Annotated in this window: 14 protein-coding genes and 1 tRNA gene; 7 read left to right on the forward strand and 8 right to left on the reverse strand. The window is 67.2% G+C overall.

Annotation, left to right across the window (positions count from 1 at the left end; translation table 11 throughout):
• Positions 1–14: 14 nt before the first annotated feature.
• A complete protein-coding gene (locus WB461_RS08330; protein WP_423852266.1) occupies positions 15–2,138 on the reverse strand; it encodes a glycosyltransferase in 2,124 nt (707 codons plus the stop codon).
• A 102-nt stretch (positions 2,139–2,240) separates the two neighbouring features.
• Here WB461_RS08330 and WB461_RS08335 point away from each other — a divergent pair, with 102 nt between their 5' ends.
• Positions 2,241–3,200, forward strand: coding sequence for a hypothetical protein (locus tag WB461_RS08335; RefSeq protein WP_423852267.1), 960 nt, complete (start codon positions 2,241–2,243; stop codon positions 3,198–3,200).
• Positions 3,201–3,239: 39 nt separating this feature from the next.
• Here WB461_RS08335 and WB461_RS08340 read toward each other — a convergent pair whose 3' ends face one another.
• Positions 3,240–4,025, reverse strand: coding sequence for an exodeoxyribonuclease III (locus tag WB461_RS08340; protein ID WP_423852268.1), 786 nt, complete (start codon positions 4,023–4,025; stop codon positions 3,240–3,242).
• A 63-nt stretch (positions 4,026–4,088) separates the two neighbouring features.
• Between WB461_RS08340 and WB461_RS08345 the strand changes: the two genes are divergently transcribed.
• The 3 genes from WB461_RS08345 to WB461_RS08355 all read left to right on the forward strand — a co-directional run bounded on the left by WB461_RS08345 (position 4,089) and on the right by WB461_RS08355 (position 5,939).
• Positions 4,089–4,712: a hypothetical protein gene (locus WB461_RS08345; RefSeq protein ID WP_423852269.1), complete on the forward strand. Its 624-nt coding sequence runs from the start codon at positions 4,089–4,091 to the stop codon at positions 4,710–4,712.
• 120 nt (positions 4,713–4,832) lie between these two features.
• Complete coding sequence (locus WB461_RS08350) at positions 4,833–5,675, forward strand: exonuclease domain-containing protein (protein WP_423852270.1); 843 nt, start codon at positions 4,833–4,835, stop codon at positions 5,673–5,675.
• 45 nt (positions 5,676–5,720) lie between these two features.
• Positions 5,721–5,939 carry a hypothetical protein gene (locus tag WB461_RS08355; protein ID WP_423852271.1) on the forward strand — a complete coding sequence of 73 codons (219 nt, stop codon included), beginning with the start codon at positions 5,721–5,723 and terminating at the stop codon, positions 5,937–5,939.
• Positions 5,940–5,956: 17 nt separating this feature from the next.
• Here the strand turns inward: WB461_RS08355 and WB461_RS08360 are convergent, their stop codons facing one another.
• From WB461_RS08360 to WB461_RS08375, 4 genes are all read right to left on the reverse strand, one after another.
• Positions 5,957–6,796 (reverse strand): alpha/beta fold hydrolase, encoded by an 840-nt coding sequence (locus WB461_RS08360; protein WP_423852272.1) that lies wholly within the window; start codon positions 6,794–6,796, stop codon positions 5,957–5,959.
• Positions 6,797–6,818: 22 nt separating this feature from the next.
• Positions 6,819–7,580 carry a lysophospholipid acyltransferase family protein gene (locus tag WB461_RS08365; protein ID WP_423852273.1) on the reverse strand — a complete coding sequence of 254 codons (762 nt, stop codon included), beginning with the start codon at positions 7,578–7,580 and terminating at the stop codon, positions 6,819–6,821.
• A gap of 77 nt (positions 7,581–7,657) precedes the next feature.
• The gene (locus WB461_RS08370) at positions 7,658–8,359 is read right to left on the reverse strand and encodes a lysoplasmalogenase (protein WP_423852274.1); all 702 of its coding nucleotides are present in this window, start codon (positions 8,357–8,359) and stop codon (positions 7,658–7,660) included.
• 49 nt (positions 8,360–8,408) lie between these two features.
• On the reverse strand, positions 8,409–9,722 hold the full coding sequence (locus tag WB461_RS08375) for a cation:proton antiporter (RefSeq protein ID WP_423852275.1): 1,314 nt from the start codon (positions 9,720–9,722) through the stop codon (positions 8,409–8,411).
• Positions 9,723–9,946: 224 nt separating this feature from the next.
• On the opposite strand from WB461_RS08375, the gene WB461_RS08380 reads away from it, so the two are divergent.
• A complete protein-coding gene (locus tag WB461_RS08380; protein WP_423852276.1) occupies positions 9,947–10,249 on the forward strand; it encodes a hypothetical protein in 303 nt (100 codons plus the stop codon).
• 18 nt (positions 10,250–10,267) lie between these two features.
• Here WB461_RS08380 and WB461_RS08385 read toward each other — a convergent pair.
• Both WB461_RS08385 and WB461_RS08390 read right to left on the reverse strand, forming a co-directional pair.
• Positions 10,268–10,340, reverse strand: a tRNA-Lys gene (locus WB461_RS08385).
• A 203-nt stretch (positions 10,341–10,543) separates the two neighbouring features.
• Positions 10,544–11,545: a YncE family protein gene (locus WB461_RS08390; RefSeq protein ID WP_423852277.1), complete on the reverse strand. Its 1,002-nt coding sequence runs from the start codon at positions 11,543–11,545 to the stop codon at positions 10,544–10,546.
• A gap of 227 nt (positions 11,546–11,772) precedes the next feature.
• Between WB461_RS08390 and WB461_RS08395 the strand changes: the two genes are divergently transcribed.
• Positions 11,773–11,925, forward strand: coding sequence for a hypothetical protein (locus tag WB461_RS08395; protein ID WP_423852278.1), 153 nt, complete (start codon positions 11,773–11,775; stop codon positions 11,923–11,925).
• An 85-nt stretch (positions 11,926–12,010) separates the two neighbouring features.
• Positions 12,011–12,594: DUF47 domain-containing protein (locus WB461_RS08400; RefSeq protein ID WP_423852279.1), on the forward strand; the 584-nt coding region annotated here is incomplete at its 3' end.

The following is a 12,594-nucleotide window of genomic DNA, read 5'->3' on the forward strand; positions in this document are numbered from 1 at the left end:
GATTGGCTGCCGGGTCAGCCCGCCGGCTGCTCGATTGAGCTGGCCCGGGCCACTGCAGAGAGCACCTCGATCGCGCCAGCGACGTCGCCGAGGGCCGTGCGGTACTCGGTGTCCAGCTTGCTCATGGTGCTGCCCTCCTCGACGATTGCCCAGATCGGGCGTCCTGACCCGCGGTAGTCGCTGATCTTCGACGGCAGGTAAGGGTTGACGGCGTGATGGTCAGCCGTCCGTGCATCGTTGACGACGAGGCAGTCGAAGAGCGTCGTGAGACGCAGGAAGTCGAGGTAGGGCACGTATTCGTTGGCCACCACGACATCGTCGAGGTGGGCTTCCTTCAGCTCGCGGCGCAAGTCAGCCGGGTCTTTGGTGAACACGTGCAGCTGTACTCGGTGGCGCACATCGCGGGGGAGCGCGTGCAGCGCGTCGGTCACCTCGGTGAGGCCCCGCGTGGCGTAGAACGCACCGAAGTACGCCAGATGAGACCGGTTCGGGTCGAGGCCATAGGTGACGTCACTGCGTTCGTAGAACGACTTCGGCAGCGTCGGATGGGGAGACACCACGGCCTTGTCGCGTACCCGTTGTAGGAGTTGGGTGTTGCTGACCTGCTCGAGCATCGTGGTCATCTGGTGGTCGTTGGTGAAAACGATCTCATCCGCGAGGGCGTAGGCGAGATGCTCGATCCAAGGCATCAGCATTCCTCCGTCCTCCGGCGGAAAGCCCATCGCGGTGACAGCGGCGTCGAGCTCGGCGGACAGGGCGTCGGTGCCCCGCTTGCCCTTGCGGGGGTTCCCCTTCATGTTGATCGACAGCGGGTCGGAGAATTCCGCGATCCACTTCGCGGCAGGGTTGCGTGCCTTGTGCAGCGCCGCCAGCACGTGGGACGCCGGCCACATCGCTCGGCTGTAGACCGACCGGTAGGGACCTCGTGTCTCCTCCCACGATTCGATCGCGGCGACCCCCTCGTGGCAGAACTCGGCGATACCGGCCCACTGGGCGAACTTGGGCGGACCCTTGACGGTCAACCGGCTTCCGACGTACGGCGCGGCGATCTGTGCTGCGGCAGCGTCCTTCTCGAAGGTGCCGGTCATGTCGTGGCTGATGACGTCGACGCACACGCCCCGCTCGCGCACGCGTCGGGCCGCGACCAGGGCGCTGGTGTTGTTGCTCGGCACGAAGCAGTAGCACGTGATGAGGTCGCGCGCCCGCCCGCGATTGAGCACGCGGACAGTGAACTCAGGCAGCTCTCGAGCTGATACCGACGCGAGCACCCGCTCGTGCTCGTCCGGGCATTCGCGCAGGTAGCGTCCGATCGCCCGGGTGTTTGCGACGAAGGAATGGCGCGCGACCTCGGCGACGTAGTTGGCGGGGTCGAGAACCAGCGGTGTCAGCGCCTCCATCGTGTCGAGGCGGGCCTCGACGGCCAGGTCGTGGCCAAGCTCCGAAGGTCTGGAGTGCGAGTCGGCTCGCAACGATCGGTAGTAGACGGCGTGGGCCTCGCTCGGAAGCAGGCGGATCGGGAGCGCGAAAGTGTTGACCAGCTCGTGCCAGTACAGGACGTCCGTGCCGAAGCGCAGGTTCTCGCGCGCCCGGACCGCTCGCGCGTACGGGGTCCACACGGACTTGGCCACGTTGAACATCAGGGAGGCCGAGGCAGCCGACGGGTGGGTCGTGTGGCCCATGGCCGGGCCGAGCGAACGATTGACGTACGTGTCGAAGTCAGCCGGTCCGGTGCCGTCAGGGCCGACGTTCGCGAGGTATCCGTGGGCGATGAGTCCCGGCTCCGAGTAGGCCAGCAGCTGCTCGAGGAACGCAGCGGATATCTGGTCGTCGTCGTCGACGACGGTGAAGAACTCCCGACGGGCAGCGGCGAGTCCGACGTTCATGCTGACCCCGATGCCTGCGGCGGGGGAGCGCACGATCCGCAGATCGAGCTCGGGGTGTCCGGCACTGAACCTGCGGACCAGGTTGATCGTTCCGTCGTCGGGACCGTTGGGGACGACGAGGATCTCGAAATGGGCGGGATCAAGTGATTGCGCGGCCAGGGAGGTCAGTGCTCGCTCGACCCGATCCACTCCGCTGTGGGTGCGGACCAGAGCGGTGATGCCCGGACGAAGATCGTCGGGCAGTGGGTCGACCATAATTGCTCCCAGTTTCGCAGGCGTACCGGTGTCAGAGTCTAGACGGACGTGGCGGGTATCCTGAGCGAGCCCTTGACCGCCGACAGAACAGGATCTCGTTCCGTGCCCGATCTGCCCGAGACCCCGAGCTCCGCATCAGCAAACCGGAGTCTTGTCCTCGCCGAGACCGCCGAGGCGGCCTACCGTTACGCCGCCGTGGACGCACGCGAGACGGACATCCTGCTGGTGGCGGACGACGGCACGTTCAGCGGCATTGAACCGCCATACGCCTCGGTCGTCGTGGCCGGCTTCGGATCCGACCCCGGAGCGCTCGGCCGTCTGGTCGACGCGGCGTTCAGCTACGCGGAGATCGTCTCGGTCGGTGCAGCCGGCTCCGCCATCGCGGGATCGACGAACGAGTGGCGTTCGGCGTTCGAGACCTTTCGGGTCGTTGACGTCACCACGGGTGCCTTCCCCGCCGTGGACCTGGCGCGCGAAGGCTCGCCCGACAGCGGCACCGGCGACTTCGTTCGAGGAGCGCTGTCGGTGCTGGCGCACTGGGAGCCGCGCCCGGATCTGCGCGCCCGGCCAGCCCCGACGACGGAGATCCTGGCTCGAGAGACTCCGCGCAAGACGCCGCCTTCGGCACCCGCGCCCCGGCTCCGCAAGCGGGTCGAGCAGGTGGTGGCCAACCACCGCCGCCTGGTACGACTTGCCGCGATCGGAGCGCTGGGCGTGCTTCTCGTGACATTGGGCCTCGTGGCACTCATCAATCAGTACGCGCTGGCCCTGCTCAGTCTGGCGCTGATGTTCCTGATCGGTGCGGTCGCGTTGCGGCAGGAGCAGCGTGCACGCCGTCTGCAGTCGACGGTCGACCGGATCGACGCCATGAGTCGCACCTTGCAGGACATGAGCCCACCCATCCGGCCCGCGACGTTGACCGAGCGGGTGCACGCCCAGGGCAAGGCGATCCATGCGCTGCAGAGGTCTGTGGCGGTGGTCGAGCTGGCCAGCGTTGACTCAGCCAGGATGCTCGAGCGGATCGACTCAGCGCTGCACAACGATTCAGAGAACAGGGCCTGAGTCGAGTCATCCCACCTCAGGTGCTTGGCTGCGTCGAAGTCAGCTGACGTCGATGACGACCGGCGCGTGGTCGCTGGCGCCCTTGCCCTTGCGCTCCTCGCGGTCGATCCAGGCTCCATCGATCCGGGCTGCGAGCGCTTCGGACGCGAGGATGAAGTCGATGCGCAGTCCGCGCTTCTTCGGGAACGCCAGCTGCTGGTAATCCCAGTAGGTGAACTCGCCGGGGGTGAACGGCCGTACGACGTCGGCGTAGCCGGCGTCGAGGATCGCCTGGAACGCGGCGCGCTCCGGCACCGACACGTGGGTGTGGCCTTCGAAGACGGACATGTCCCACACGTCTTCGTCCTGCGGTGCGACGTTCCAGTCGCCAGCCAGCGCGATCTGTCCGGAAGGATTCTCGGCGAGCCACGCCGTCGCCGCCTGCCGCAACCGCTCGAGCCACGCGAGCTTGTAGGTGTAGTGCGGGTGGGCGAGCTCACGGCCGTTCGGGACGTAGAGGCTCCACACGCGGACGCCGCCACAGGTGGCTCCGATCGAACGGGCTTCGACGACCTCGGGATCGCCGAACATCGGCTGGTCGTCTGCGAAGGACGTCGCGACGTCGTCGAGCCCGACGCGGGAGATCAGGGCGACGCCGTTCCACTGGTTCAGGCCTACGTGGGCGTAGTCGTAGCCCATCGCAGCGAGCTCGAGACCGGGGAACTGGTCCTCGCGGCACTTGGTCTCCTGGATCGCCAGGACGTCGACGTCGTTGCGCTCGAGCCACCCCGTGACGCGATCGATGCGGCTGCGGATGGAGTTGACGTTCCAGGTCGCGATGCGCACACCCCGAACCTATCGCGTGCTGCGCGAACACCACGGGGGCGGTTCCGATGCCATGATGGCCTCATGAGTGAGGACGAGTCTGCGGCAACGAACGGGTTCCGCGAGGACGAGGGCGCGGATCGCAGGACCGGGGGCCAGTCCGGAGTCGCGCCGGGCCGGTGGGTCACCCGCGCTGTCATGGTGGTCGCTGTGGTGGCCGCCTCGTACATCGCGTTCCGCATCTCCCTGGCGTTCTTCCCCCGCTGGTGGGCCCACCGCATCGGTGACCAGGTCAACGGTGGCGTCACCAACGGTTCCCTGTGGGGGTTGTTCTACGGTTTCACCTTCACGTTCCTGCCGCTGCTGATCCTCGTCCAGATCCGTCGGCGGTTCTTCAGCTGGACCTGGCGCATCGTCGTCGCGGTCGTCGCCGTCGTGCTCGCAGCGCCCAACTGGCTGACCCTGTCGGTCGTGGCCGGCAACAGCAAGGCCGCGCACGCCGGCGAACGGATCTTCGATGTCGAGGCCCCGGGCTTCCGCGCCGGTACGTTGAGCGGTGTCATCGTCGGTGCAGTGCTCGCCCTGATCATCACCACCACGAGCATCCGCATGAAGCATCGCAAGCTCGAGGTCAAGCGGCTCAGGGGCGAACGCGACGAGCTCAAGCGGATGGGCCGATCCTCCGAGGACGGCGACCAGGCCCGCTGAGCGCGAGGCGAATCGGCGCGGTCTCAGTCCCGTGGGTCGGTGGATGCGTGTCGCGGCGCCGGGTTGTCGGTGCGTGTCCGTACGGTGATCCTCAGGACGTCGGACAGAGGGTGTAGCACCGTGAGAGCCAACAAGTACGCCGGTAGATGTTCCGAATGCGCCGCGGCCATCGCGGTCGCAGCAGGGCAGTTGATCGGCAGGCCGGGCAGCTGGCGCACGATCTGCCTGACCTGCTCTCCCGCTCCTCCGCCGCGGTCCGACCACGCCGGCTGGCATCTCACCGCGCTCGCCTCGCTCGACTTCGAGACGACCGGAATCGATCCGCTCACCGACCGAGTCCTGAGCTACGCCCTGCTGGGAGACCGGGGACACGACTTGTCCGGTCTGGTCAACCCGGGCATTCCGGTCCCCGCAGCATCGGCCGAGGTCCACGGGCTGACCGACCAGGCGCTGGCGGGTGCGCCGGCTCCGGTGGACGCGCTGGCCGAGGTCGTTGCCTGGGTGCAGGACCTGATCGAGCGCAGTGTCGGTCTGGTGGTGTTCAACGCGGCCTACGACCTCACGATGTTGCGCGCCGAGGCGAGCCGCTGGGGCCTGGTCCAGCCGGACTGGGATCGGCTCCTCGTGGTCGATCCGTATGTCATCGACTGGGGCATCGAGCGCGGCGGCCTGGGCCCACGCCGACTCACCGACGTCGCTGCGTACTACGGCGTCTCGTTGGAGCACGCCCACGACGCGACCGCTGACGCCCGGGCGGCCCGCGAGATCGCCTATCAGATCGGCCATCGGCACGCTGCGGTCGCCGCAGGAGCGCTGGACAATCTCATGGTCCGGCAGGTCGTCTGGTATGCCGGCCGCGCCGAGGACTGGAACCATTACGCCCGCCGGGTTGGCCGGCCACTCGACGATCCGGCGGGATGGCCGCTGGCGGCGCTTGACGACGGGGCCGCTCGCATCGCCTGATCTGCCACCGGGTGTGGTCCGCCGTGGTCGGGGTACTCCGCCGGTATGAGTGAACAGCAGAACGCGCAGCACGAAGCCATCCAGACCGTCGTCGACCGGGTCGGGGCCTATCAGGGCGGAGCACCCAAGGACACCGTGGCCGAGGAGCTCAGGAAGGGCTTCGCGGAGGCGGACGTCGAGGTCTCCGCCGAAGACGTCGAACGGCTCGTCCAGGCGATCGAGGCCGCCGACGGCGATGTCAACGTCGCGGACGTGCTGGGCTGACGACGGCCAAGCGTGAGTCAGGTGCCGATGCGCACCAAGATCGCTTCGGCGAGCGAGTCTGGAGCCTCCTCCGGGATCCAGTGGCTGATGCCGGCCAGCTCGACGAACCGGTAGTCCGCTTCGACGAACCGGCCGCACTGCTCGGCACCGGCCCGCGCGATCGCCACGTCCTGGTCGCTCCAGACGTAGGTCGTCGGCACACTCACGGCCGACAGCGCTCCGAGGTCGGACCGCATCGCGCGATACCAGTTCAGAGCAGCGGTCAGGGCGTCCGGCTCTGAGAGCGGACCGATGTAGCTGTCAGCCTGTGCTGCGGTGACGATTCCGCCGTACATGGCCCGCAGGCGCTTCGCTCCATCCTCGAGCAGGAGGTCCTCGGCCTTGCCTGCCTGGCGCAGCAGGCCGATGTACGCTCCACGCGCCTGCTGGTCGGCATCGCGGGACAGCGCTGCACCGTACGCAGCGAGGTGGGGCACCGAGACTGCGGTCAGCGTGCGCAGACGACGTGGGTGAGCGGCTGCCACGACCCACGACACCGCGGCACCCCAGTCGTGGCCCACGAGGTGGAACGTGTCGATCCCCAGGGCATCGGCCAGGTCGATGATGTCGCCTGCCAGGACAGTGGTCGCGTACGCATCGACGTCAGTCGGTCGTGCTCCGGGGGAGTAGCCGCGCTGATCCGGTGCGATGACCCGCAGACCGGTGTCCGCGAGCCGCGCGGCGACGCTCGACCAGGACAGCGAGTTCTCGGGGAATCCGTGCAACAGGATCACGGGGTCGCCGTCCTCGGGCCCGAGCATGCGGACGTCGAAGGTCAGGTCGCCCACGGTGACGGGCGTGATCAGGTCAAAGGTCATGTCGCTCCTCGGGTGATGTCGATCAGTCGAAGGAGTCGCCGATGCGGGCGACGGCCTCACGGTCCAGCACGGCCGCGGTCTCGGGATCGGGGGCGCTGCCACCGCGATCATGGGGGAGCCACCAGCGGTCCCGGTCATCGCGCGGGGTGGCCGGGTACGTGTCAATCGCCTCATCGAGCAGCACGCCCATCGCAACCTGGAGTCGAGCCGACAGCTGGTCGACCGACTCGCCCTTCGCGGGTCGCAACGGCTCTCCGACGATGATCGTGATCGGCGTGCGGCGGCGCAGGCTGCGGTGGCCATCGACGGTGTAGACACGGTGGCCACCCCAGACGACGGTGGGGATCAGCGCGACGTCGCGGTTGACCGCAAGGCCTGCCGCGCCGCGCTTGAACGGCTTGAGCAGCCACGACCGGCTTATCGTGGCTTCGGGGAACACGCCGACGAGCTCGCCCGCATCGAGCTCGCCCAGCGCCTGCCGGTAGGCCCCAGCGCCTGACTTGCGATCAACGGGAATGTGTCGCATCGCCCGCATCAGCCGCCCCACCAGCGGCAGGTCGAACACCGAGCGCTTGGCCATGAACCGGATGCGCCGGCCGCGGGCTCGTGCTGCGTAGCCGATGAAGGTGAAGTCCAGGAAGCCGATGTGATTCCCGGCGACGACGCCGGCGCCATCGCCGGGCAGGTGCTCGACTCCACGGACGTCGAATCGGTAGCCCATCAGTCGGAACACGATGCCGAAGATGCGGACCACCAGCTTGTAGGTGCGATCGGATCTTGGCACGCGGCTCAGGCTACGCGAACGTGTCGGCCCGTCCTGTCCCAGTGCCCCACCTGTGATGCCACCCCGGACGCGATCGCCTACGCAGGCATCCGCGGCCAGCAGTCGGTCCGGACCGTCGGATCGAAGCCGGGACCGGCCGCTCGTGTCCTCTGCTCCTTGTCGAGGATGCCCGAGCTGAGCAACAGGATCGCGAGGATGTACAACGCCATGATCGCCAGGCCTGAGGTGGCTGCGTCCTTGTCGATCCGGCCCGCCTCGCCGAGCGCGATGATGCCGTCGGAGACGAGGAACAGCGCTCCGCCGAAACCCGCTCTCAGGTCAGTTGCCAGCGAGGTGGAAGCAGTACCGAGGAGCAGGGCTGCGTACACCGGGACGACAGGGCGCAGGCCGGATTCGAGCCCCGTCCAGCACCAGACCACCAGACCGATTGCTGCCGCGGCGTAGATCAGCACGATGATCGGCTTGCGCCGGAGTTGTTCGACAGCGCCGCGCTGGACGAAGAACCAGATGAAGCAGATGTGTGCGCCAGCAAACGCCGCCATGCCGACGATGAAGAAGTCGTCGCCGAGCTCGAGGAACAGGTCACCGAGGAAGCAGAACGCCAGCGCCGCGATCAGGAGCCGGGGACCACGTTGCTCGACGACCCAGGCAGCGAGCAGAGGCGCGATGAAGGCCTTGCTGACGCTGTCCCAGGGCGACAGGTCTGCACCGTTCAGGATGAGGTGGATGACCGAGACCGCCGCGAAGGCGAGAAGCCACGGACTCTTGACGGCTGACATGACAGTCACGGTAGCGGTCGCCGTGCTGGCCGACCTGCGTTCTGACGGTTCAGCGCGTGACGTCGTCGCGCCGGGCGTCGAGCCAACGCATGATCGGGGTGGCGCTGACGCCGTGCAGGATGACCGACAGGGTGATGGTCAGACCGACGATCGACCACAGCACGGGGACACGTTCGAAATCGGCCTGCCCGGTGGCATACGCCAGGTAGTAGATCGAGCCGATTCCGCGGACGCCGAAGAACGCCGCCGCCGCCCGCTCGCGCTTTCCGAGCGTCGCGTCCCCGTCCCGTTGGCGGCTCCACGGCAGCCGGACGCTGAGGGCAATCATTCCGGCCGCGGGTCGCACGACCACCAGCAGGAGGACCGCGACGAGCACGGAGGGCCAGGTGAGGTTGCTCAGCAAGCCGTTGGTGAGCGCGACTCCGAGAAGGAGCAGGATGATCAGCGTCAGCAGACGTTCCAGCCGCTCGACGACCTGATGCATCAGCGCGTGGTAACGACTGCCGCGTTCGGCCGAGCGCAGGGTCATGGCGCATGCGAAGACGGCGAGAAAGCCGTACCCCCCGGCCACTTCCGCCAACCCGTACGACAACAGGACAGCAGCGATCGCCATCAGGGGCTCGCCCGATTCGGACGTGCGCAGCGATGGCGCCGAGGATCCGAACGCGGCCTTGGCCAGCAGCCAGCCGACGGCGACACCAAGCATCGATCCGACGACGACCTTGCCGGCCAGGTCCCACGCCAGCCAGCGGGCCCCCCACTCGGTGAAGGGCCCCGTGGCAGCCAACAGGATTGCGGCGTGCACGAAGGGAAACGCCAGTCCATCGTTGAGGCCGGCTTCGGAGGTCAGCGCGAATCGGACCTCGTCGGTCTCGTCGATGCTGTCCTCGTCGGATTCGTCAGTGGTAGGCCCTTCGACCTGGACGTCGGAAGCGAGGACCGGATCGGTTGGTGCAAGCACGGCTCCGAGCAAGAGCGCGGCGGACGGCGCAAGTCCCATGGCCCACCAGCCGAGCAGTGCCACCGCGGCGATCGACAACGGCATCGCGATTCCGAGCAGCCGCCACGTCGATCCCCATCGGCGCCACGGAGCCAGCGTCCGCAGGCTCAGCGGTCGATCCAGGGCGAGTCCCACCCCCATGAGAGCAATCAGGACCGTGAACTCGGCAAGGTGTTCGACGAACAACCGATGCTCGATCGGTGAGAACGAGGAGGTGTCGGTGTTCGGCAGAAGCCCGATCAGCGCGCCGATGGCCAGCAGGACGATCGGCGCGGACAGCGCGGCCGAGCGCAGCGCGTACGGCAGGACGACGGCGAGAAACAGCGACGCCCCACCCAGCAGGTAGACGACGTGTGCGGTCATGAGGTCTCTCTCGTCCAGGACCCGGTCAGTCCTGCCGTGAGCGAATCTACCGTGTGCTTGATCACGTCGTTCCAGGGATTCGTTGCGATCTCAGGACATGGGTTTGTCATCGTTGGGTAGGTATGAGGCATGCCCACTCTCAGTTCAGTCCGCTACCTGTTCTGGAGTCTGCTGCCCATGGCCGCGCTCCCGCCTGTGCTTGCTGGTCCGGCGGCGCGCTGACGATGGTCGACTACATTCTCAGGCCCCTTTCTGGCCTGCTGCTGTGCCTTCTTGTCGTGGCCTTCTTGGTCTACGTGCCGCATCTCGTGCGCCTGTCCCGTGGCCTGATCGAGGCAGCCATCGCCCGGCGCGCGGCGGCGGAGCCATCGATGCAGGCCGATCCGCCGTCGTCGATCGAGACGGACGAGACGGCAGAAGCTCGCGCGTTCGAGGCTGAGCTTGCCGAGGAATCCCCGGTGGCGAACGATGTCGACGACGCCGAACGACGCCTGAGCCGCTCGACTCGGCAGCGAACGTCAGCCTGACTCGCCAAGGCGCTGGAGTGGGCCCCGTCGGACTCGAACCGACAACCCGCGGATTAAAAGTCCGCTGCTCTGCCAATTGAGCTAGGGGCCCGGGACGTGGGGGCACTGGTCCGGAGAACCCTCAGGACAGTGCCGCCGTACCCGGCTCCGAGTATCGCAGAGGCGTCGACCTCGCTGCGCACGTACCCAAGGAGTCAGGGGTGATCCACGGACCTGCCGACTCGACATCTCGCGGGGTCCGACCGGCTCCCGCGCGACGCACTGCCGGCACGCGGCAGGCGTGTCGACGATTCATCATCGGGTGATGCGTTGGATCGTGCCGTCGCGGGTCCCGGTCACCCACAGCGTGCGGCTCCCGGGTGCCACCGCGACGGTGTCGGCCTGGGCAACGGTCGGGTACGTGGCGATGATCGCGGGGGAGTTCGTGCTCATGTCGAGACCGACCAGCTTGTTCTTCGTCGTCAAGGTCACCCAGACGGTCTGAGAGCTTGGATCGACCGCGATGCCGTAAGGATTGCCCGAGAGTCGGATCGAGCCGATCTTGCGCAAGGGATCGAGGCTGAACATCACGACCCGGTCGCCGCGGGTGTCCGTGATCGCGAGCCGGTTGTCGTCGACGAGCACTGCGTGGGTGGGGCCTTGGCCGGCGGCGACCCGCCCGGAACGGACCATCGCGTCCAGGTCGTAGGTGGTGAGGGAGTAGTCCTTGACGTCGATGATCGCTGCCATGCTGCCTGAGGTGATGACGCCGCCGGGCTGGAGGAGGTCGTCGAAGGTCTTGAGCACCATGCCGTTGCGGACTATCGAGATCGAACCGCTGAACTCGTTGCCGACCACGAGATCGCCGTTGGCGGCTGCCGCGGCATCGTGGGGCTGGCGCTGCACCTTCGTCGTTCGGGTCGTTCCTGCGGGCAACGCGACCTCGACGATCGCGTTGGCGCTCTCGGTCGGCACGAGAACTGGACCACCGGGGGTCGCGAGCTGGAGATGACGCACCTTGCCCGGCAGTGCCACGCTCTTGCGCACGGCCAGGGTGTCTGGGTCGAGAAGCAGCAACCGGAACGGCTCACGCACGGCAACCGCAAGCGTTGCTGTTCGGTCGTCGTAGACGATGCCTTGGGGAAGCGCGCCGACGTCCACCACGTCGCCTGCAGGCGGGGTGCTGACGGCCGGCGCCCGGCCTGGCTCAGCGGCCTTCTTGGTAGGTGCGTCGACGCTGCCGCCGCACGCAGCCAGAAGCACGATGGCCGCGACAACTACCGACGCCATCTGTCGCGATGCGGCCCGAGATGTCATGTCTCGATTCTGCCGTGGAGCGCGAATGACTGCTTGCTGATCTTGCTCCGCCTGGACGGGCGGCTCCACCGCGCGGAGGATGCTGGCCAAAAACCAGAACCGGCAAAGTGCTGCTTTCGTTGGATCGACGGGCTAATCTCGAGCCAAGGGGAAAGAGTCACGATGCGCCTCGCGGTGGATCGGGCTCAATCACAAGTATATCGACCGCAACTGCAATCGGAGCCCCGATGCCAGAGCCACTGGACAGTCGCCTGCGTGACGACGAGGTACTCGACGAGATCGAGCTGACCAGTCGGCTCATGATCGCGGCGTCCGCCCAGCGCGATCACCTCTCCCAGCGCGAGGTCGACGAGATCCTCGGCATCGCGACCGCCAGCTGAACAGCGCCCCCCGCGGCGATTGCCACGCCGGATCACGGTGGCCCTAGCATGGGCGTGGCCTACCCAGCTTTGACAGGAGCTAGTCGTGCGTTTTCGCATCCGACCAGTTGATAACTCGTTCTACGCATTGTTCACCGAGTTGGCGAATCATCTGGTGGACGGTGCCGACCTTCTCGCACAGATGTTGGACCCCGCCACCGACAAGGCAGCGATCGGCGAGCGAATGCGTGAGGCCGAGCATCAGGCCGACGAGACGACGCACCGGATCGTCAAGCGGGCCAACTCCACGTTCATCACTCCATTCGACCGGGAGGACATCTACCGGCTGGCCAGCAGCATGGACGACGTCATGGACTTCATGGAGGAGAGCGTCGATCTGGTGGGCCTGTACGAGCTCGGTGACCTGCCCGGCGATTTCGCTCCGCAGGTCGAGGTGCTGCAGCGCGCGACCCAGCTGACTGCTGAAGCGATGCCGCGGCTGCGCACCATGAAGGATCTCGACGAATACTGGATCGAGATCAACCGCCTCGAGAACCAGGGTGACCGCACGTACCGCCGCATCGTCGCGCACCTGTTCGGCGGCACCTACAAGTCTCTCGAGGTCCTCAAGCTGAAGGGCGTCGTCGACTCCCTCGAGCACGCCATCGATGCCCTTGAGTCGGTTGCCAA

The organism is Aeromicrobium sp. (assembly GCF_049587115.1).
GTDB lineage: Bacteria > Actinomycetota > Actinomycetes > Propionibacteriales > Nocardioidaceae > Aeromicrobium.